The organism is Bifidobacterium sp. B4079 (assembly GCF_026537385.1).
Lineage (GTDB): Bacteria > Actinomycetota > Actinomycetes > Actinomycetales > Bifidobacteriaceae > Bombiscardovia > Bombiscardovia asteroides_I.
The window spans coordinates 855,364-876,517 of the sequence record NZ_JAFNMH010000001.1; the positions used below are offsets into that span (position 1 = coordinate 855,364).

A 21,154-nucleotide genomic window follows, 5' to 3' on the forward strand; every position below is an offset into this window, starting at 1 on the left:
ATGACGCAGAGAGACCATGGCAGCAGCCGGGGGCAATCCTCCAGGACCGGGACAGCAGGAAGCGAGCAGTACTTCGTAGCCCGTCCGGCCTCCCCCGACCAGCGGCGAACCATCCAGGTGGAGCTGGCCGGCCGCACCTGCCAGATGGAGGTCTCCCACGGGGTCTTCTCATCGGGCAGACTTGACCTAGGCACCTCAGTCCTGCTCAAACGCGTCCCCCAGCCCCCTGCCGGGGGCGACTTTCTGGACCTGGGCTGCGGCTGGGGGCCCATCGCCTTGAGCATGGCCATCCAGTCGCCCAAGGCCAACGTCTACGCCGTGGATACCAACCTGAGGGCCCTGGATCTGACTGCCCGCAACGCCCGATCCCAGGGCCTTGACAGGGTGCGCACCCTGGCCCCGGAGCAGGTGCTGGACGATCTGCGCTTCGACCTTATATGGTCCAATCCGCCCATCCGAGTGGGCAAGGCGGCCCTGCACGAGCTGCTGATGACCTACCTGCCCAGGCTGAAGCCCCAAGGCCAGGCCTACCTGGTGGTCCAGCGCAACCTGGGAGCCGACTCCCTGATCCCCTGGCTGGCTGACGCCCTGGGTCCCGGCTGGAGGGCGGAGAAGTACGCCTCGGCCAAGGGCTACCGGATCATCAAGGTGGACCGGGCATGAGGTTCGAGTATCCCGCCGAGCTGCCCATCAGCGCAGCCAAGGAGGACATCGTCCATGCCGTACAGTCCTCCCAGGTGGTCATCGTCTCGGGCCAGACCGGCTCAGGCAAGACCACTCAGATCCCTAAGATCCTCTTGGAGATGGGGCGCGGCGACCACGGCCGCCAGATTGTGCACACCCAGCCCAGGAGGATCGCCGCCAGAACCGTGGCCGAGCGAATCGCCTCGGAGACGGGCACTAGCCTGGGCGACCAGATCGGCTACCAGGTACGCTTCACCGATAAGTCCAGCCGAAGCACCCGTCTGCGAGTGGTCACCGACGGCATACTCCTGGCGCAGATCCAGGGGGATCCTCAGCTACGGGCCTACGACACCATCATCATCGACGAGGCCCATGAGCGCAGCCTGAATATCGACTTTCTGCTGGGGTATCTGACCGCCCTGCTGCCTAAACGGCCTGATCTGAAGCTAATTATCACCTCGGCCACCATCGATTCGGTCAAGTTCCGGGACCACTTCGCCAAGGCCCTACACACCCAGGTGCCTGTGCTGGAGGTCTCCGGCCGCACATACCCGGTCCAGACCCTCTACGAGCCTGCAGGATCGGCGCCGTCCCTGATGCGGCATGTACCCGGGTTCGACTCCGATGGGGAGGGACAGGACAGGGAGGAGCCGGACATCCCCAAGGCGGTGGCCCGGGCCTGCGCCGAGCTAGTCATCCACTCCACCCACGTGGACGGTCCCAGAGACATCCTGGTCTTCGCCGCCGGCGAACGTGACATCCGCGAGTATGAGACCGCCCTGCGACGGCACTTCGGCCCGCGGACCTCCGACATGCGCCGCCCGGACGCTTTGGAAATCATTCCCCTCTTCGCCCGCCTGTCCGCCAAGGAGCAGCACCGGGTATTTGAACGCCACGGCCATCAGCGCATCGTCATCGCCACCAACGTGGCCGAAACCTCCCTGACAGTGCCGGGCATCCGATACGTGGTGGACCCGGGATTGGCTAGAATCAGCCGCTATTCCAAGTCGGCCAAGGTCCAGCGGCTGCCCATCGAGCCCATCTCCCAGGCCTCAGCCGATCAACGTGCAGGCCGTTGCGGACGCGTGGCCGACGGCATCGCCATCCGCCTGTATGCCAAGGACGACTATGACACCCGTCCCAAGTTCACTGACCCGGAGATCCTGCGCACCTCCCTGGGTTCGGTCATCCTGCATATGCTCTCGGTGGGCGTGGCCCATACGGCCGAGGACGTCACCGACTTCGGTTTCATCGATCCACCCGACACCCGTGCGGTCAGCGACGGTCTGCGGGAGCTGACCGAGCTGCAGGCCATCTCCCGCCAGCAAGGCCTCATCCGGCTGACCAATCTGGGACGACGGCTGGCCAGGATCCCCATTGACATCCGTCTGGGCAGAATGATCCTGCAGGCCGGCCAAGATGCCGCCCCGGACACCCTGGCCGCCGTTCTGGTCGTCGTAGCATTCCTTTCCCTGCAGGACCCTCGCGAGCGCCCTGAAGAGAAGCGCGAGGAGGCCGACCGGATCCATGCCCGCTATGAGGACTCCTCCAGCGACTTCCTGACGGCCCTGAATATCTGGAACCGTTTCTTCCCGCAGGGCAAGGAACCATCCAACGGGGCCCTGCGCAAGGCCTGCAAGCAGGAGTACATGGCTTTCCTGCGCATGCGGCAGTGGCATGACCTTTACCGGCAGCTGGCCCAGATGTGTCGGGGACTGCACATGAAGGTAGGCTCCCCCGTCCCCGTCAAGGGACCGGATCAGGCTCTGCTGGCCCTGCCTATTGGGCAGCAGGCGGCCCATGCCCTGGTCTGTTCCTGGGATGATCAAGGGATCCACCGGTCCATGCTGGCCGGCCTGCTCTCCAGCATGGGCATGCAGGTGATTCACGAACCCAAGGCCTCCGATTTCGCCGGTCTGCGTGGTGCGGCCCGGGCCAAGGCCATGAAGCGAGCGCGCCGGCAGTCCAAGAACGACTATCAGGGAGCACGCGGCACGCATTTTGCTATCTTCCCTGGCTCCGCCCTGGCCAAGGACAATCCGCCCTGGATCATGGCCGCCGAGCTGGTGGAGACCTCCCGGCTCTGGGCGCGCTGCTGCGCGGCCATTGATCCGGCCTGGGCAGAGCCCCTGGCCAAGTCCCTGACCAGGACCACCTACGCCGAGCCCCATTGGTCGGCCTCCCGTGGTGCTGCGGTGGCAACATCCAAGGTCCTGCTCTACGGTCTGCCCATCATTCGCGATAGGACCATCCAATGGGCCCGTATCAACCCCGGCCAGGCCCGGGACATGTTGATAAGCCAGGGTCTGGTCCAGGGCGACGTGCGCGAGCGCTTCTCTCATGACGACTTCATCAAGGCCAACCGGCAGGTGCTCAGCGAGGCCGGCGAAAGAACCAGTCGGACTCGCCGGGTGACCGGCACCGTTACCGAGGAGGACCTCTACGACTTCTATCAGAAGCGCATTCCCCAGGAGGCCACCTCCCTTGCCGCACTGGGCGCCTGGTGGCGGAAGCACCACGATGCGGACCCCCACCTCCTGGACTTCGACCCAGATAAGGTGGAGCGCCTGAACGATCAGTCCGCCTCCTACCGACCCGGGGACTACCCCGACCACTGGCACACCCTGGGCACCGACGGCCGGCCCATGGACCTGCCTCTGACCTACCGCTACCAACCGGGAGAAGCCGACGACGGCATCACAGTCCACATTCCCTTACACTGTCTGAACCAGCTGACGCCCGGGCAGTTCAGCTGGACCGTGCTCGGCCTCCTGGACGACCTGATCACAGCCACCATCAAGTCCCTGCCCAAGGCCCTGCGGGTCCAGTTCGTCCCCGCCCCTGACGCCGCCCGAACCATCCGTGCCTGGATCGACGGCCACTATCCCTTGCTGCCCGGCGCCGATCCTGCAACGGCAGAGCAGGCCACCTACGGGTCAGCGGACCAGTCTGCGAACGACAATGAAAACGTCACTAGAGCCATTCCCGCCGGGGGCTGGCCGGACTTCGAGCAGGCCTTCACCGCCGCAGCCATAGACACAATCGGAGCCCAGCTGCACCCGGAGGTCTTCACCCAAGCCAGGCTGGAACGGCTGCCTGACTACCTGCGGCCCACATTCCAGGTGGAGGAGGATCGGCGCCACGGCCATTCCAAGGTCCTGGGCCGGTCCAAGTCCCTGACCGACCTGCAGCGCGACCTGGCCGGACAGGCCCGACAGTCGGCCCGGTCCCGAGTGGACTCCCAGGCCAGCAAGGCCGCCCGACAGGGCCAGGTAGTCAAAAGCGCCAACCTGCTCCACCAGTCCGGTGCCACCACTAAACCGCGCGAGGAACTGATATGGCAGGCCGCCCTGGACAAGCTCCACCTGCCTGCCCAGAGAATCTCCTCGCGCTGGCTGAGCCGGGAGGCCCTCATGTTGGCCTCGGCCCCCTACCCGAACACCTCCACCCTGGCCGAGGACCTGCAGATGGCCGCTGTCAAGCGCCTGATCCCCCACACCGAAGTCGTCACCGACGACCAAACCCTACAGGAGGCTGTAGCCGGCGTCAGCCAGGTCTACGAGGACACTGTCTATCAGGTGGCTAAGGATGTTGTCGCCATTCTGGAGACTTCGGCCCAAGTGGAGAAGGCCGTGTCTGGTCCGGCCGATCTTCCCCTGCTCTCGGTCCTGCAGTGGATACGCCAGCATGCCGGCGGACTGGTAGCCAAGGGCTTCATCGGGGCCGATCCGCCCTATGCCCTTCCTCGTCTGCGCACATATCTGAAGGCCGACCTGATGCGGCTGGACAAGGCCCGCAGGGACAAGGATCGTGACGTACGATGGGCATGGCAGGCGCAGACCGCCCAGGATCTGGTGGACCAGGCGGCCAAGGCGGCCAAGGCTCTGCCCGCCGGTCCCGGACGAGACCAGGCCATGGACCGTGCGCGAAGGGGACGTTGGATGATGGAGGAGTACTTTGTCTCCATCTGGGCCCAGGAGCTGGGGACGGCCATCCCTGTCAGCCTGCAACGGATCAGGAAGGCGCTGGAAGGAAAACCATGAGCACAAGGCCATCGGGACGAAGACGCAGGGGCGGCACCAAACGCGGACGGATGACCCTCCGCCGCGCGCAGACCCTGGGGGCAGCCCTGATGGCCATAGTCCTGGTGGCCGCCCTGTGCATCCTGGCCGCCCGCTTCGTCTCCTACCGGCTGATGGTCGGCCGCGTCATCCGCCACCAGGAGCAGCTCTCCCAGGAGTACGTCTTCAATCCAGGCAGGATCATCACCGATCACCGCTTTCATGACACGGTGGACATGAACGCCGACGATGTTCAGGCCTTCCTGGACCAGAAGGGGGGATCCTGCAACGGATCCACCTGCCTGCGCAGTCTGCAGATGGACGCTCCCGACCGCCCCAGTGACGGTCTATGCGACGCCTACAAGGGCGGCAAGGGGCAGAGCGCGGCTCAAATCATCGACGGGGCCGCCCGTTCCTGTGGCATCAGCCAGAAAGTCCTCCTGACCATGCTGCAAAAGGAGCAACATCTGGTGGCCGCCGACCAGCCCCCCACTCAGGTCCAGCTCCAGTCGGCCATGGGCCTTTCCTGCCCTGACGATGCAGACTGCGACGCCCGCTATGCGGGATTTTTCAACCAGGTCTACGGGGCCGCCCACCGATTCCGCTACTATCAGGCCCACCGCGACCAATACACTTACCGGACCAAGGCCCTGAACGATGTGCGCTTCAGCCCCGATGCCTCCTGTGGCAGCGGCAAGGTCTACATCGAGAACGATGCCACTGCCCTGCTCTACATCTATACGCCTTACCAGCCCAACGAGGCAGCGCTTCGGGCAGGTGACAGCGAAGGCAACAGCTGCTCAAGCTATGGCAATCGCAACTTCGTCATCATCTACGACAGCTGGTTCGGCCGATCGGACCAGTAAGCCCCGGTTTCAAAGCTTGGGCAGGTAGTAGGCCAGCTCATAGGGGGTGACCTGCCGGCTGTATCCGGCCCACTCCCGGTGCTTGTTGCGCAGGAAGTACTCGAAGGTCTGCTCACCCAGCACCTGCGCCACGAAGTCCGACTTCTCCATGACCCTGAGCGCCGCGTCCAGGCTGTCAGGCAGGGGCTCGATGCCCATGGCCTGCCGCTCGGCGTCGGTCAGCTCCCAGACGTCATCGCTGGTGGGCTCGCCAAGGGTCATCTTCTGCTCGATCCCGTCCAGGCCGGCAGCCAGCAGCACCGAGTAGGCCAGGTAGGGGTTGGCCCCCGGATCCAGCCCGCGGAACTCCATCCTGGCCGAGTTGCCCTTGCCGGGCTTGTACTGGGGTATGCGCAGGAGGGCGGACCGGTTGTTGTGCCCCCAGCAGACGTAGCTGGGCGCCTCGGCCCCGCCCCAGAGCCGCTTGTAGGAGTTGACGTACTGGTCGGTCACCGCGCAGATCTCGGCCGCATGGGCCAGAATGCCGGCTGCGAACTGCCGGGCCGTCTGGGACATGTTGAACTCCTGACCCACCTCGTAGAAGGCGTTGGTGTCCCCCTCGAACAGGCTCAGATGGGTATGCATGCCCGATCCCGGCTGGTCAGTGAAAGGCTTGGGCATGAAGCTGGCGTAAATCCCCCGCTCCAAGGAAATCTCCTTGACAACGGTCCGGAAGGTCATGATGTTGTCGGAGGTGGTCAGGGCATCGGCATAGCGCAGGTCGATCTCGTTCTGCCCCGGTCCGGCCTCATGGTGGGAGTACTCCACCGAGATGCCCATCTGCTCCAGCATGTTGACGCAGGCCCGGCGAAAGTCCATCCCCGGGCTGCGGGGCACATGGTCGAAGTAGCCACCCTCGTCGATAGGTGTCGGGGTCTGGGACCAGTCGTCCTGGTTCTCAAACAGGTAGAATTCGATCTCCGGATGGGTGTAGAAGATGAAGCCCTTCTCCTTGGCCCTGGCCAGGGCCCGCTTGAGCACATGCCGGGGATCCCCGCTGCTGGGCTCGCCGTCCGGGGTGAGCACGTCGCAGAAGATCCGCGCCGTGCCCTGCGGCCCTCCCCTCCAGGGAAGTATCTGGAAGGTGGACGGGTCGGGCTTGACGATCATATCGTCCTCGGAGACCCTGGTCATGCCCTCGATGGCCGAGCCGTCGAAGCCCAGCCCCTCCTCGAAGGCCACCTCCAGCTCGGTGGGCGCAATGGCCACCGACTTCAGCGTTCCCAAAACGTCCGTGAACCAGAGACGAATGAACCGGACATCGCGCTCCTCGACAGTGCGCAGCGCGAACTCCTCTTGCTTATCCATAGCGCCTATGCTCCCTTTCCTATATTTCGCAGATTTGCTTATAGCGTTAACAATGCCCCGAGACCAGATCCACTGCCTGCTCCAGGGTGAAAGCCCCCTCATAGAGGGACTTGCCCAGGATGGCGCTGTCCACGCCCTGATCGGCCAAGTCCAGGATATGGCTCAGGTCACCCAGACTGGATATGCCCCCAGAAGCGGTCACCTTGGCCGGGGTCCGACCAGCCACATGACCCAGCAGATCCAGGTTGGGGCCGGTCATCATCCCGTCGCGGGTCACGTCGGTGACCACGTACCGGGTGCACCCGTCCCGGTCCAATCGTTCCATGGCTTTGAAAAGGTCCCCGCCCTGTCTGGTCCAGCCCCGGGCGGCCAGGGTGTGTCCGCGCACGTCCAGACCCACGCAGACCCTCCGTCCGTAGCGAGCCAGAACCTGGCTGGTCCACTCCGGGTCCTCCAGGGCCGCCGTGCCGATGTTGACCCGGGTGGCGCCTGCATCCAGGGCGGCCTCCAAGCTGGCGTCGTCGCGGATGCCGCCGCTGAGCTCCACTTTGACGCAATCCCCCAGCTCGTTGACCAAGGCGGCCAGCTTGTCGCGGTTGTCGCCCGTGCCGAATGCCGCATCCAGATCGACCAGATGGAGCCATTCGGCCCCCTGGTCTACCCAGGCCTTGGCTGCATCGGCAGGCTCCCCGTAGACCTTCTCGGAACCGGAGACCCCTTGCTTGAGGCGGACCGCCTTTCCGTCGCGGACATCGACAGCAGGTAGAAGCGTCAGCATCTCACTCACCTTTCTCGGAGGGGAGATCGGAAGCCCCGGGAAGGGTCCGCACCCAATTGGTCAGCAAACGTGCCCCGGCCTGGCCAGACTTTTCAGGATGAAACTGGGTGGCGCTCAAGGGGCCGCATTCATAGGCGGCCACGAACCTGCTGCGTCCGTAGGTGGCCCAGGTAACCAGCGGTTCGCCAAAAGATGCGCCCTGTGTGGTCTTGTCGGACTCTGGCTGGCTGTCGTTATGCTCATTCAATGCTGCTGCCCGCAGGGACAGATCGGGCTGTGCCCAGCCGGTCAGGTCACCGCCCTGCACTGCCATGGCCGCATAGGAGTGGACAAAGTAGAAGCGCTGGTCCTGGACCCCTGCCAAAAGCCGCGTTCCCTGAGGCGCCTGGACATGGTCCCAGCCCATATGGGGCACCACATCGGCATCCAGCTTGGTCACCCGACCGGGGATCAGGCCCAGACCAGGCTCGCTGTGGCCGTCCTCGTCCCCGAACTGGAACATGATCTGGAGGCCTATACAGACCCCCAGGACCGGCAGCCCCTGGGCCAGGCGATCCAGGATGATCCGGTCGCCGCCGACGGCACGCAACCCCGCCATGCAGGCCCCATAGGCCCCCACTCCGGGAATGACCATACCGTCGGCCTTCATGGCCAGGTCCGGGTCGGCGCTGATCTGCGCATCGACCCCAAGCTGGGAGAGGGCATGCACCATGGATCTGACATTGCCGAACCCATAGTCAAGCACCTGTATCCTGGTCATGTTCCTCCTAGCCAAGCCTCTTGTCTGAACCTCTACCCGACTTGATTATTCGACGCGGCCCTGGCGAGTCGATCCGCCCGCCCCGAATCTGGTGTGCGAGGCGATGATGCCCATGGCCTTCTCGCGGTTGTACTCCCCCGAGTCGAAGACGGCGGCCCCATCCTGGCGCAGCCTGTCCACTGTAGTGGTCCCGATCATCAGGTCCTCCACGAAGTCGGCTGTAGCGGCAAAGAGGATGGGCGGCGCAAGCGTCTGCCCCGACTGCCCGCTGATCCAGAGGGTCACTTCGAGCTTGTCGGCACGGTTGACCGCCAGGATGGCGCTGAGCCCGGATACGACCGTGGTCAAATCGCGGATGGCTGCCTCGGGTCCGTCCCCATCCAGGTTTCTCAGGACGGCCACGGCACCCTCACGGGCCTGGATGCACCAGGCCGAAATATCGGAAATCTGGCAGAAGGCCGCCAGAAGCTCTGCCGAAGCCAGACGGGTCACCATGACGGCGGCCTTGGCCCGGTTGCCGATCAGGCCTTCAAGCTCCTGATCGAAGTCAGCCGCAACACCATCAGCCCCGTCGGGTTTCACCGACGATTGGTCAGCGGGCTTGGAATCCAGCCCAGCCTGGTCATCCACGCTCGAATCAAAGTGTTCAGCTGGCTGATCCGCTTGGTTCTGACCCTCATTGAATTCGGCCTCAAAGCTGGCCAGGGCCCGCTCGACCTCCTCCTCGCTCAGATGATTGCCGGAATCCGGCAGATCCTGATCCTTGTTGTCGTGTTCATCGGCGCTCATAGCGACCCCTTGGTGCTGGGGATGCCCTTCACTTTGGGATCAGGCTCCACAGCAAAGCGCAGAGCCCTGGCCAGGGCCTTGAACTCAGCCTCGGCAATGTGGTGCGGATCCCTGCCCGACAAGACGGTCAGGTGCAGGCAGATGCCGGCATGCAGGGCAATGGACTCCATGACGTGCCTTACAAGGGAGCCGGTGAAGTGCCCGCCGATCATGGCGTACTCGAACCCTTCGGGTTCTCCGGTGCAGACCGCATAGGGCCTGCCGGAAATATCGACCACGGCTCGGGCCAGGGCCTCGTCCAGGGGAACGGTGGCGTCGGCGAAGCGCCTGATGCCCCGCTTGTCCCCCAAGGCCTGGGCCAGGGCTTCGCCAAAGACGATGGCCACGTCCTCGACGGTGTGGTGGACGTCGATCCGTGTGTCCCCGCTGGCCTTGATGGTCAGGTCGATCAGGGAATGCCTGCCCAGGGCCGTCATCATATGGTCATAGAAGGGAACTGAGGTGTCGATGTCGGTCACTCCGGTGCCATCCAGGTCCAGACTCAGGCTCACCTTGGATTCACTGGTCTGGCGGGTGATGGTGGCTGTTCTGCCTGCCATTGCTGCTCCTCCGCTTTCTTGCCGCGCATCCAGTCCGTACTATGGCCCCTGCACAGCGTCTAGACCACCAGCATAGCCGTGCCGCTGGTCTGATCCTCCTAGAACCGCTTGAGGACATGAACCAGGGTTTGGCGGAATCGCTCCATCTCTGCATCCGTGCCCATGCAGACCCTCAGGAAGCCCTGAGGACCCACGGCCCGGATCAGCACGCCTTCATTCTTCATGGCTTCGAAGACGGCATCGCGGTCGGGGAAGGTGCCGAAGAGGATAAAGTTGGAGGCCGAGGGGACAACGGTCAGGGGCCGGCCATGGAAAATCTGTCCGGCCAGCCACTCAGCGGCTTCCCGACGGTTCTGGCGGAGCCGATCCACCCGAGCAAGCTGGAGATCGGTGTGCTCCAGGGCAGCCAGGGCCGCAGCTTGGGTCAGGGCGCTCAAGTGGTAGGGCATACGAACGATGCGGACCGCGTCGACTATTCCCTGGGATGCTGCCAGGTAACCCACCCTGGCGCCGGCGAAGGCGAAGGCCTTGGACATGGTCCGGCTGACTGCCAGGTGGTCGTATTGCCCGATCAGACTGACGGCCGAAGGCGTGCCCGGGTCTCGGAACTCGATGTAAGCCTCATCCACGATCACGATAGGCCGGGCGGACGGATCCGCGCCCGCTACAGGGACCTTGGAGCAAGCCTCCAGGAGCCTGGTCAGCTGATCCATGGGCAGAGGCGTCCCCGTGGGATTGTTGGGGCTGGTGACCAGGACCATGGCGGGGCCTAGCGTCTTGATGCGCTCGATGGTCGTTTCAATATCCAGGCTGAAATCAGGCTGCCGATGAGCCAGCTCCCAGTCTGTGAAGGTGTCTCTGGCGTACTCGGGATACATGGAGTAGGTCGGATCGCAGCCCAAGGCGATCCTGCCCGGTCCACCGAAGGCCTGGAAGAGCTGGAGCATGATCTCATTGGACCCGTTGGCCGCCCAGATCTGCTCGGGTCGGAGCGAGGTCCCTGACTCCTCCTTCAGGTAGGCAGCCAGAGCCCGCCGCAGTTCCTCATGCTCCCTGTCCGGATAACGGTTGAGACCGGAGGCCATCTGGCGCACACGCCGGCAGATGGCATTGACCACCTCCTGGTCAAGGGGGTAGGGGTTCTCGTTGACGTTCAGACAGACCGGGACATCCAGCTGGGGGGCGCCGTAGGGCTCCTCCCCCACCAAGTCCCTACGCAGGGGAAGATCGGCAGGTATGGCACTCACCGCAGACCGGCCTTCTCTTCGTTGGCTTCCAGGTCGGCCTTGTCGTAGGGGTCGTCCAGGAACCGGCTCAGGACGCACTCGCCATGGGCGGGAAGGTCCTCGGATACGGCGAAATCATTGATCTTGGCGGCGATGGGCTTAAGCCCTTCCTGGTCATATTCGATGACTTCTACAGGCTTCATGAAGGTGTGGACGCCCAGGGCCACGTCGAACCTGGCGGTTCCGCCTGTGGGCAGGACGTGGTTGGATCCGGACATGTAGTCGCCCAGGGGCACAGGAGCGTAAGGGCCGCGGAAGATGGCGCCGGCATTCCGAATCCGGTCGATGACGGCATCAGGATCGGCCGTCTGAACCTCCAGATGCTCGGCGGCATAGGCATTGGCCACGTCGATGGACTGGTCGATTCCGTCGGTCAGGATGATTCCCGACTGGTTGCCGCCCAAGGAGGTGCGCACCCGGTCGGCATGCTCGGTCCTAGGCACCCTTCGATCCAAGGCCTTCTGAACGCCCTGGGCCAGGTCCTGGCTGTCGGTGATCAGCACCGAGCCGGCCAGCTCGTCATGCTCGGCCTGGCCCATCAGGTCTGCCGCCACCCAGTCGGGGTTGGCCTGCTCGTCGGCAAGAATAGCGATTTCCGTGGGTCCTGCCACGGCGTCGATTCCCACCATGCCGGAGACCATCTGCTTGGCCGTCGCAACAAAGATGTTGCCCGGACCGGTGATCTTATCGACCGGGTCGCAGAGAATCTCCCCGTCCTGAGGTTCCGACCCCTTGGCCCCGTAAGCGAACATGGCTATGGCCTGGGCACCGCCCACGGCATAGACCTCATCCACCCCCAGGATGGCGCAGGTGGCCAGGATGATGGCCGCTGGCAGGCCACGGGGGTCGTCAGAGGCGGGCGGAGTGGCCACGGCCAGGGACTCGACGCCAGCCACCTGGGCGGGCACTGCGTTCATGATGACCGAGGAAGGATACAGGGCCTTGCCTCCCGGCACGTAAAGACCTACGCGTTGGATCGGGATCCACCGCTCGCTGACTCGGGCGCCGGGTGCCAGGTCGGTGGCCATGGGCTTGGGCACCTGGGTGGCGCAGACCTTGCGGATGCGCGTAACGGACTCCTCGATTGCCGCCCTGACCTTAGGATCCAGCCCCTCCAAGGCCTCCTGCATGGCCCATGCCGGGACCCTCAGATCATGAGGACGCACATGGTCGAACCTCTCCTCCAGGTCGCGCAGGGCAGCGGCCCCATGCTCGCGCACCTGGTCCAGTATGGGCTGCACCTGGGCGCTGGCCTCCCGGGTGCCCATATCGGCACGGGGCATGGCGGCGAGGAGTTGGGCGCGGGACATGGTTTTCCCGCGCAGATCCATGGTTCTCATCATGAGCTTTGACATACTTTGATGGTAGTGAACTTTTATGTCGCCGACGCCAGCGAATCACTACCGTCCCGAATGGTGAGACGGTTCCGGGCCCGTCCTAGGCCGACGGCAGGCAGGAGGGTCCGAACACCGACTTGATCTCGGCCATCATGGAGGTGTCGTGCCTGGTGCGGAATCCGTCGCCAAAGGTCAGCAGACGGACGTTGCCCCGGTCGTCGGTGACGGCCAGGCGGACCAGGCAGTAGCCGGGGTGGGACTTGAGTATCCGGGCCAACCGCTCCATGTGCCCCCGATCCAGGGCCTGCCTGGGCAGGGTGATGGTCAATGGCCGCTCGTCCGCCGACTCCAGGACAGGCACCTCCATATCGTTGACTCGGATGTTGGTGACCTCGTCACGCAGCTCGACCACCCCTTTCACCCGGATGACCGAGTCCAGGGCCAGGTCGTCGGAGTGGGCGTCATAGACCTTGCCGAAGAACATGCACTGAATGGAGCTCTCCAGGTCTTCGATGGTTACGATGGCCCAAGGGTTGCCCTTCTTGGAGACCCTGCGGTCCACGGCAGTGACCAGCCCAGCCAGGGTCACCGCCTTGCCGTCCATGCCCTTGGACCGGTTGAGCAGCTGGGCGATGGACATGTCGCGCATGCCGGCCAGAATCGAGGTCATGCCGCTCAGCGGGTGGTCAGACACATACAGACCCAGCATCTGCCGCTCGAAGTTGAGCTTGGTTGACTTGTCCCACTCGTCGATGTCGGGCACAGTCACCTGGGCGTCGCCCAATGCGTCCTGCTGGGGCGCGCCGTCATCGGCATCGGCGAAGAGGTCGAACTGGCCCTCGGCCTGCTTGCGTTTGATGGGCATGACCTGGTCGACGGCCTCGTCGTGGATCTGGAAAAGAGCCCTTCGGTTGGGGTCGATGCCATCGAAGGCACCGCCTTTGATCAGGGATTCCACGGTTCGCTTGTTGAGCACCTCCATGGGCACCCGCTTGACGAAGTCCATGAAATTGACATACTTGCCCCGAGGTCCCTGGCGCTCCTTGACGATGTCCGCAACCGCCTTGTCGCCCACATTGCGGATGGCCCCCAGACCGAAGCGAACCACGTCGCCGACAGCGGAATACTCGGCCACGGACTCGTTGATGTCAGGCGGCAGAATGCGGATGCCCATCCTTCTGGCCTCGCCGAGGTAGAGGGCGGTCTTGTCCTTGTTGGTCCGCTCGTTCTGCAGCAGGGCGGCCATGAATTCCACCGGATAGTGGGTCTTCAGGTAGGCGGTCCAGTATGCGATCAGGGCGTAGGCGGCCGAGTGCGCCTTGTTGAATGCGTAGCCGGAGAAGGGCACCAGGACATCCCAGACCGCCTGGGCGGCCTCCTGGGAGTAGCCGTGCGCCTTCATGCCCTCGAAGAAGGGCACCTGCTCCTTGGCCAGGACGTCGGGCTTCTTCTTGCCCATGGCCCTTCGCAGCACATCGGCTCGGCCCAGGGAGTAGCCGGCCAGAATTCGGGCTGCGGACTGGACCTGCTCCTGGTAGACGATCAGGCCGTAGGTTTCGTCCAGCACGCCCGCCAGGGGCTTGGCCACCTCGGGGTGGATGGGCTCGATCTTCTGCAGCCCGTTCTTGCGCTTGGCATAGTTGATGTGCGAGTTCATATCCATGGGCCCCGGCCGATAGAGGGCGATCAGGGCGGAGATGTCGTTGAAGTTGTCGGGCTTAAGCATCCGCAGCAGGGAGCGCATGCCGTCGCCATCGAGCTGGAAGACGCCCAGGGTATCCCCCCGGGACAGCAGTTGGTAGGTCTCCTTGTCGTCCAAGGGGACCTTCTCGATGCTAATGGGCTCCTTGCCGTTGCGCTCGATGTTGGTGACCGTATCCCTGATGACCGTCAGGTTGGACAGCCCCAGGAAGTCCATCTTGACCAGCCCCAGGGTCTCGCAGGTGTGGTACTCGAAGGTGGTGGTCACCGTGCCGTCGGTACGCTCCATCAGCGGTGAGGTATTGGTGATGGGATTGGAGGCCATGATGGTGGCGCAGGCGTGCACGCCGGTCTGGCGGATGATGCCCTCGATGCCCTTGGCCTCCTCGGTGATCCGCTTGACATCCGGGTTGGACTCGTACAAATCGCGGAACTCCTTGGCCTCCGGGTAGCGCTTGGACTGGGGATCGAAGATCTCCTTGAGGCTCATGTCCTTGCCGTTGACCGTAGGCGGCAGGGCCTTGGTGACCTGGTCGCCCACGGAGTACTCGTAGTCCATGATCCTGGCTGAGTCCTTCAAGGCCTGCTTGGTCTTGATGGTGCCGTAGGTCACGCACTGGGCCACCTTGTCGGAGCCGTACTTGCGGCCCACATAGTCTAGGACCTTCATGCGCCCCTCGGGGTCGAAGTCCACGTCGATATCAGGCAGGGAGACGCGCTCGGGGTTGAGGAAGCGCTCAAAGATCAGCCCATGCTTGAGCGGGTCCAGCTCGGTGATGCCCATGGCATAGGCCACCATGGATCCTGCCGCCGATCCACGGCCCGGCCCCACCATGATTCCGTGGTTCTTGGCCCAGTTGATGTAATCGGCCACCACCAGGAAGTATCCTGTGAACTGCATCTGGCAGATGACCCCGCACTCGTAGTCAGCCTGGTGGGAGACCTCCTCGGGCACCCCGTCCGGGTAGCGGTTCTTCAGCCCCTCGTCCACCTTCTTCAGGAAGAGGGAGGTCTCGTCCCAGCCTTCCGGGCAGTCGAAGCGGGGCATGAAGGCCCCGTCCTCGTGGTCATCGAACATGACGTTGCAGCGTTCCGCAATCTCCAAGGTGTTGTCGCAGGCTTCGGGGAACTCCTTGAAGATCTCGCGCATCTCCTGGGCCGAGCGGATGTAGTAGCCGCTGCCATCGAACTTGAAGCGGCCGGGGTCGGTCAGCCGGGACCCCGAGTTGATGCAGAGCAAGGCATCCTGTGCCGAGGCATCCTCCTTGCGCACATAGTGCGAATCATTGGTAGCCACCAGGGGTGCATCCAGACGACGCGCGATCTCCAGCAGATCCTTGGTCACCCGATGTTCGATCTCCAGACCGTGGTCCATCAGCTCCACGTAGTAATTGTCCTTGCCGAAGATGTCCTGGAACTCGCCAGCGGCCCTCAGGGCCTCGTCGAACTGTCCCAGCCTCAGTCTGGTCTGGACAATGCCGGATGGGCAGCCGGTGGTGGCGATGACCCCCTGGTGATAAGTGGACAGCAGATCCTTGTCCATGCGGGGCCACTTGCCCACCAGGCCCTCCAGGTTGGCCACCGAGGAGGCCTTGATCAGGTTGACCAGGCCTATGTCGTCGCTGGCCCAGAGGGTCATGTGGGTGATGAAGCCGCCGCCGGAGACATCGTCAGAACGCTGTTCGTCGGTTCCCCAGTGGACCCGGCTCTTGTCCTGGCGGGCAGTCTCAGGGGTCACGTAGGCCTCGATGCCGATGATGGGCTTGATGTCGGCATCCACGGCCGTCCGCCAGAGCTCGTAGGCCCCGTGCATATTGCCGTGGTCGGTGATGGCTACGGCCGGCTGTCCCAGCCGTCCCACCTCGGCAACCAGGTCGGGGATCCTGCTGGCCCCGTCCAAGGTGGAATAGTGGGTGTGGGTGTGAAGGTGAACAAAGTCTGACCGGGTTGAGGACATATCTCCAACTTACCCAGGATCCTGGCCGAATCGCCGGAGTCCGCTAGTTGCGTATACCAGTGGCGCTCTGACGCTCGATCTGCAGGGAGCGGCGCAGATCGGCCGGGTAAGAGGAGACCACCTTGGTCCAGATTTTGGTGCGCGGATGGCGGAATTCCAGGCGCACGGCATGCAGCCACTGCCGCTTCAGGCCCAGCCTGTCCGCCAGGTCGGGGTTGGCCCCATACATGTGGTCGCCCACCAGGGGGTGGCCTATGGAGGAGAAGTGCACGCGTATCTGATGGGTGCGCCCAGTCTCCAGATTGACGCTGACCAAGGTGGCCGAGCCGAAGCGCTCCAACACATCCCAGTGGGTGATGGCCTCCTTGCCGGCAGGCGTGACCGTGAATCGGAAGTCCGAGACGCGTGCCCGTCCGATGGGGGCCTCAATGGTGGCCTTGTTTTCGGTCAGGTTGCCCTGGACCAGGGCGTGGTAGATCTTGACCACCTCATGCCGGGCGAACTGCCGGCGCATCTCCTTGTAGGCCAGGTCGGACTTGCAGACCAGCATGAGGCCGCTGGTGCCCGCGTCCAGGCGGGAGACGATGCCCTGACGCCCCTGGGCCCCCATGGAGGTGATGTGGGTGCCCCGCTGCAGGAGGCTGCCCAGAACGGTTGGGCCGGTCCAGCCTATGGAGGGATGGGCTGCCACCCCCACCGGCTTGTTGACGACGACCACGTCCTCGTCCTCGTAGACCACGGGCATATCTTCGGCCACCGGCTCAACCTGTTTGGCCGGCTCGGGCTCGTCCAGCTCTATAAGATCACCGCTCATGAGGGTGGTGGCCTTGTTTACCCGACGGCCCATGATCCGCACATGGCCCTGGGCCACCAGATCGCTGGCCTTGGCTCTGGACAGGCCCAGCATCTTGGACAGGGCCATGTCCAGGCGCCGACCCACCAAGGCATCAGGCGCGGGAAGAAGCCGGGTCACTTGGCCGCTCCCCCATGTTCCGGCGTCTTGTCCCTGTCGCTGAACCGCACATTGCAGATAATGAGCACCACTACGGCCATGCCTGCCAGGGTCAGATACACGTCGGCCACATTGCCCACCGACCAGCCGTAGTCCAGAAAGTCGACCACGGCACCGTCAAGAAAACCGGAAGCATAGGCCGCCCTGTCGATCAAATTGCCTGCTGCCCCGGAAAAGGCCAGGGAGAGGACCAGGGTCCAGACCATGGAGGTGGTGCGCAGAGCCAGAACAATGATAAGCAGACAGGCCGCCAGAGCAATAAGGGATATGACCCAGGTGCTCCCGGACCCCAATCCAAGCGAAGCCCCGGGGTTGCGCACCAGACGCAGCCCACGCAACGGTCCAGGCAGAGCCACTCTGATCCCGTTGCCCAGCCGGGCCACGGCCAGGGCCTTGGTCACCTGGTCCAGGGCTATGGCCACTGCCGCCAGAGCAACGAAGACGGCCACGCGCCCGCGCAGCCGTCTCTTGTATGTGTTCTTGGTCATTACCGGATGGAATCAGTGGGCCTATTCGGACTTCTTCTCCATGGACTGGTAATTGCTGGTGTCCGAGATCTGGTTGATCAGCTGGTTGAGGAACTCGGTCAGCTTGCTGCGGTAACCCGCCTCGAACTGCTTGAGCCCCTGGATGTTCTCCTCAAGAACCTTGGACTGATCCATGAGCTTGTTCTTGACATCGGCTGCATAGCGGTCCGCTCCGTCGCGGGTGTTCTTGTCATATTCCTGCGCCCGGGTCTGCACTTGGGTTTCGTACTCGTCGGCCTGGGTGTGCTGGCGCTTGGAATAAGCGTCAGCATCGGAACGGGTCTTGACCGAGTACTCGTCAGCCTGGGAGCGTACACGCTGCGAATAGCCATCAGCCTCGGAGTGCACTCGCTTGGAGTACTCGTCCACCTCGGCGCGGGTCCTCTTGGAGTAGTCCTCCGCCTTCTTGACGATGTCGTCATGCTGGGCATGGCCCTCAGCCACCAGCTGAGAGGCGTTGGCTTTGCCCTTGTCTACATACTGGTCGTGCAGCTGCATGGCCAAGGTGAGCATGGCAGTGGCCCTCTCGGGCTCGCTGCTGGCCTCGGCGCCAGCACCAGCAATCCGCTGCAAGCTGCCCGTTTCGGTGGGGGGCTCAGACTTGGAGACCTGCTGGCGCAGCTGCTCCTCGCGCTTGCGGGACTCCTCCAGCTGCTTGTTCAGCTGCTCGGTGCGTTGCTGCTGTTCCTGAGAGGCCTTCTGGGCCTGGGCGACCTGCTGGCGAACCGTGGCCATGCTCTGCTGGGAGGCATTGAGCTGGCTGGTCAGAGCCTGGACCTGCTGGCGGGCCTGGTCGCGCTCCTTTTGCATGGCGGTCAGCTGATTGGTCAGCGCCTGGGTGTTGTTGCCCGCGGCGGCCTGGGCAGTCAGCTGGTCGATCTGCGAGTTGAGCTGCTCGACCTGACGTTTGAGCTGGTCGTTCTGGGAGGCCAGTGTCTTGACCTGACTCTGGGACTCGGCCAGGAGACGCTTGGTCTGGGCATCCACGGCAGGCTGCTGGGCGGCATTACCCTGGGCCTGCTTCAGATCCCGGTTTTCTGTCTGCAGGGATTCCACCTGAGCCGTCAGGTCAGAGATCTTGGAGTTCAGCGAGGCCACGTCGGTACCCAGGGACTGGGTGGAAGCGGTGTTGCCTTGCATGGCCTGCTTGCCCAAGGCTTCAACCGTGTCGGTGACCTGATCCAGGAAGTCGTCAACCTCGTCGACGTCGTAGCCTTCCTTGAACCGCACTGTCTGGAAGGTATGCTCCCTTATGTCATTAGGCGTCAATAGAGCCATATGTTTCTCCACCTCGCTTCAGGCCAACCAGCCCGATTGTGTTCTCTTACTGCATGCTAGCACGGAGTCTGCCGTATCCGCGGTCTTGCCTTTATCCCAGCAGCACCTGGATGATAATCAGGGCGGCATAGAGCACCATGAAGGAGACGTCGAGCTGGATCCTGCCCATGGGCAGGGGCGGAATGTACCGGCGCAGCCAGCGCAGGGGCGGCTCAGTCAAGGCATAGATGACCCGAATGAGCGAGGCCAGGAAGCCGCGGGGATACCAGCGAGGCGACAGAACCATGACCCAGTCCAGAATCATCCGCACGAATAGGATGAGCAGGTAGGTTTCAATGCAGATGTCTACCAGATATCGGATAAAAGGAACAAGCATGCGTCTTTAGGCTCCTGCGGACACGGCCGCCAGAGGGTCGGTCACTGGGCGAAAAGCCCCTTGGCCGAAGAGCCTGATTCGGGCTCCTCCACCTTGATGTTGACCTGTGCAGGACTGAGCAGGAAGACCCTGGGGGTGACCCGCTCAATGGATCCACGCACCCCGAAGACCACGCCGGCTGAGAAATCGACGATCCTGTAGGCCACCGACTCGGACACGCCAGTCAGGTTGAGGACCACCGGCACCCCATCCCGCAGGGCCCTGCCGACCATCTGGGCATCCTCATAGGACTTGGGATGGATGGTGGTGATGCGGTTGATCCGGCTCTGGAAAGGCGTGGATTCGGCTTCCTGGCTGCTGGACGTGGATTGCGGAGCCATAGGAGTCACAGAGTGATCAGTGTCGAAGCCATCGCGGGCCTCGTCATCGTCGGCCAGATCGTCGTCATCGTCATCCACGACATCCGACATGCCGAAAAAGGACATTGCGTTCTTCATCAATCCTGCCATACCTGCTCCTTCGCCTGATTACCGCAGAAAGTCAGGGATATCCAGATATCCCGGGTCGGAGGTGCCGTCATCGCCGGAGGCAGGGGGCACCACATCGTGTTCGGAGGTCTCATCGGACTCCGTCTGGACAGACGGGGTCGTCAGTGGCTGCTGGGGCTCCTGGACCGGAGTGGCCGCCGCAGGTGCGGTGGTCGTGTCCACTGCAGGGGCCGGAGTCTCATCTTTCTTTGGGGTGGGATCGAATCCGGCTGCGATGACCGTGACCCGCACCTCGTCCCCGTAAGCGTCGTCCAGGGCCAGGCCCCAGATGATCTGCGCCTCGGGATGGATGGCATCCTGGACCAGCTGGGCGGCTGCAGATGCCTCCTGCATGCTCAGGTCGGTGGGGCCGGCCACGTTGATCAGGGCCCCATGGGCACCTTCGATGCTCTCCTCCAAGAGCGGAGAGGAGATGGCGATCTCGGCGGCCTGGGTGGCTCGATCCTCGCCCCTGGCTGCGCCGATGCCGAAGAGGGCTGTGCCGGCGTCCTTCAAGATGGCGGTGACATCGGAGAAGTCCACGTGAATGTAGGAGTTCATGGTGATCAGGTCGGTGATGCCCTGAACGCCGGCCAACAGGGCCGTGTCGGCTGTCTTGAAGGCATCCATGACCGAGACCGTGCGATCCGAGAGGTCCAGAAGCCGGTCATTAGGGATAACGATGAGGGCATCGACCTCCTTGCGCAGGTTCTCGATGCCCGATTCGGCGGAAGCAGAGCGCCTGGGCCCCTCAAAGGTGAAGGGACGGGTGACCACGGCGATGGTGAGCGCGCCTTGCTGACGGGCTGCACGCGCAACCAGGGGGCTGGCACCGGTGCCTGTGCCGCCGCCCTCCCCTGCAGTGACGAAGACCATGTCGGCGCCCTTGAGGACCTCTTCAATGTCGGACTGATGGTCCTGGGCAGCCTTGGCGCCCTTCTCCGGATCAGCTCCGGCTCCCAGGCCGCGGCTGTTGGCATCAGAAAGTGAGATCTTCACATCGGCTTCTGAGCGCAGGAGATCCTTGGCATCGGTATTGATGGCCACAAACTCGACATTCTGCAGACCTTCGGCAATCATGCGATTGACAGCATTGCCACCGGCTCCACCAACACCAACGACCTTGATGTTGGTCTTGTCATTGAAATTGTCATTCTGGGCAATCTCGCTCACAGTATGCTCCCGTCACTCACGTTACGCTCAACTCTAGCGCAGGTCATATACGCCAACACGCATTTGCCCACAGGCGTTCCGACCCTCCCTGACGGC

Annotated in this window: 17 protein-coding genes; 3 read left to right on the forward strand and 14 right to left on the reverse strand. The window is 63.5% G+C overall.

All coding sequences use genetic code 11. The annotated features are described in order from the left end of the window. From J3T95_RS03625 to J3T95_RS03635, 3 genes are read left to right on the forward strand one after another with little or no spacing between them, the layout of a single operon-like run. Window positions 1-663: a class I SAM-dependent methyltransferase gene (locus J3T95_RS03625; protein WP_267450407.1), complete on the forward strand. Its 663-nt coding sequence runs from the start codon at window positions 1-3 to the stop codon at window positions 661-663. Continuing rightward, window positions 660-4,727: an ATP-dependent RNA helicase HrpA gene (gene hrpA / locus J3T95_RS03630; RefSeq protein ID WP_267450408.1), complete on the forward strand. Its 4,068-nt coding sequence runs from the start codon at window positions 660-662 to the stop codon at window positions 4,725-4,727. Before J3T95_RS03625 ends, hrpA begins: the two co-directional genes overlap by 4 nt. Next, window positions 4,724-5,611 (forward strand): hemagglutinin, encoded by an 888-nt coding sequence (locus J3T95_RS03635; RefSeq protein WP_267450409.1) that lies wholly within the window; start codon window positions 4,724-4,726, stop codon window positions 5,609-5,611. The genes hrpA and J3T95_RS03635 overlap by 4 nt, the downstream gene beginning before the upstream one ends. A 9-nt stretch (window positions 5,612-5,620) precedes the next feature. On the opposite strand, the gene glnA is transcribed toward J3T95_RS03635, so the two are convergent. The 14 genes from glnA to ftsZ form a co-directional block, all read right to left on the reverse strand. Next, window positions 5,621-6,958, reverse strand: coding sequence for a type I glutamate--ammonia ligase (gene glnA / locus J3T95_RS03640; RefSeq protein WP_220237048.1), 1,338 nt, complete (start codon window positions 6,956-6,958; stop codon window positions 5,621-5,623). A 46-nt stretch (window positions 6,959-7,004) separates the two neighbouring features. Beyond that, window positions 7,005-7,736, reverse strand: coding sequence for a bifunctional 1-(5-phosphoribosyl)-5-((5-phosphoribosylamino)methylideneamino)imidazole-4-carboxamide isomerase/phosphoribosylanthranilate isomerase PriA (gene priA, locus J3T95_RS03645; RefSeq protein ID WP_267450410.1), 732 nt, complete (start codon window positions 7,734-7,736; stop codon window positions 7,005-7,007). Window position 7,737: 1 nt separating this feature from the next. Then, window positions 7,738-8,496: an imidazole glycerol phosphate synthase subunit HisH gene (gene hisH, locus J3T95_RS03650; protein WP_267450411.1), complete on the reverse strand. Its 759-nt coding sequence runs from the start codon at window positions 8,494-8,496 to the stop codon at window positions 7,738-7,740. A 45-nt stretch (window positions 8,497-8,541) separates the two neighbouring features. Then, entirely contained in the window at window positions 8,542-9,285 is a 744-nt protein-coding gene (locus J3T95_RS03655; protein WP_220237045.1) for a hypothetical protein, read from the reverse strand. Beyond that, a complete protein-coding gene (gene hisB / locus J3T95_RS03660; RefSeq protein ID WP_267450412.1) occupies window positions 9,282-9,884 on the reverse strand; it encodes an imidazoleglycerol-phosphate dehydratase HisB in 603 nt (200 codons plus the stop codon). The genes J3T95_RS03655 and hisB overlap by 4 nt, the downstream gene beginning before the upstream one ends. Before the next feature lie 98 nt (window positions 9,885-9,982). Continuing rightward, window positions 9,983-11,131, reverse strand: coding sequence for a histidinol-phosphate transaminase (locus J3T95_RS03665; protein WP_267450413.1), 1,149 nt, complete (start codon window positions 11,129-11,131; stop codon window positions 9,983-9,985). Next, window positions 11,128-12,525 carry a histidinol dehydrogenase gene (gene hisD, locus J3T95_RS03670; protein WP_267450414.1) on the reverse strand — a complete coding sequence of 466 codons (1,398 nt, stop codon included), beginning with the start codon at window positions 12,523-12,525 and terminating at the stop codon, window positions 11,128-11,130. Before hisD ends, J3T95_RS03665 begins: the two co-directional genes overlap by 4 nt. Before the next feature lie 82 nt (window positions 12,526-12,607). After that, the gene (gene dnaE, locus J3T95_RS03675; protein ID WP_267450415.1) at window positions 12,608-16,165 is read right to left on the reverse strand and encodes a DNA polymerase III subunit alpha; all 3,558 of its coding nucleotides are present in this window, start codon (window positions 16,163-16,165) and stop codon (window positions 12,608-12,610) included. A gap of 43 nt (window positions 16,166-16,208) precedes the next feature. Beyond that, window positions 16,209-17,138, reverse strand: a complete 930-nt coding sequence (locus J3T95_RS03680) for an RluA family pseudouridine synthase (RefSeq protein ID WP_267450416.1) — start codon at window positions 17,136-17,138, stop codon at window positions 16,209-16,211. After that, entirely contained in the window at window positions 17,135-17,665 is a 531-nt protein-coding gene (locus tag J3T95_RS03685) for a signal peptidase II (protein ID WP_267450417.1), read from the reverse strand. The genes J3T95_RS03680 and J3T95_RS03685 overlap by 4 nt, the downstream gene beginning before the upstream one ends. A 21-nt stretch (window positions 17,666-17,686) precedes the next feature. Further along, complete coding sequence (locus J3T95_RS03690) at window positions 17,687-18,982, reverse strand: DivIVA domain-containing protein (protein ID WP_267450418.1); 1,296 nt, start codon at window positions 18,980-18,982, stop codon at window positions 17,687-17,689. Between the two features lie 91 nt (window positions 18,983-19,073). Continuing rightward, window positions 19,074-19,358 carry a YggT family protein gene (locus J3T95_RS03695; protein WP_220237037.1) on the reverse strand — a complete coding sequence of 95 codons (285 nt, stop codon included), beginning with the start codon at window positions 19,356-19,358 and terminating at the stop codon, window positions 19,074-19,076. A gap of 41 nt (window positions 19,359-19,399) precedes the next feature. Next, the gene (locus tag J3T95_RS03700; RefSeq protein ID WP_029677902.1) at window positions 19,400-19,867 is read right to left on the reverse strand and encodes a cell division protein SepF; all 468 of its coding nucleotides are present in this window, start codon (window positions 19,865-19,867) and stop codon (window positions 19,400-19,402) included. A gap of 18 nt (window positions 19,868-19,885) precedes the next feature. Then, the gene (ftsZ, locus tag J3T95_RS03705; protein WP_220237036.1) at window positions 19,886-21,058 is read right to left on the reverse strand and encodes a cell division protein FtsZ; all 1,173 of its coding nucleotides are present in this window, start codon (window positions 21,056-21,058) and stop codon (window positions 19,886-19,888) included. Window positions 21,059-21,154 lie beyond the last annotated feature (96 nt).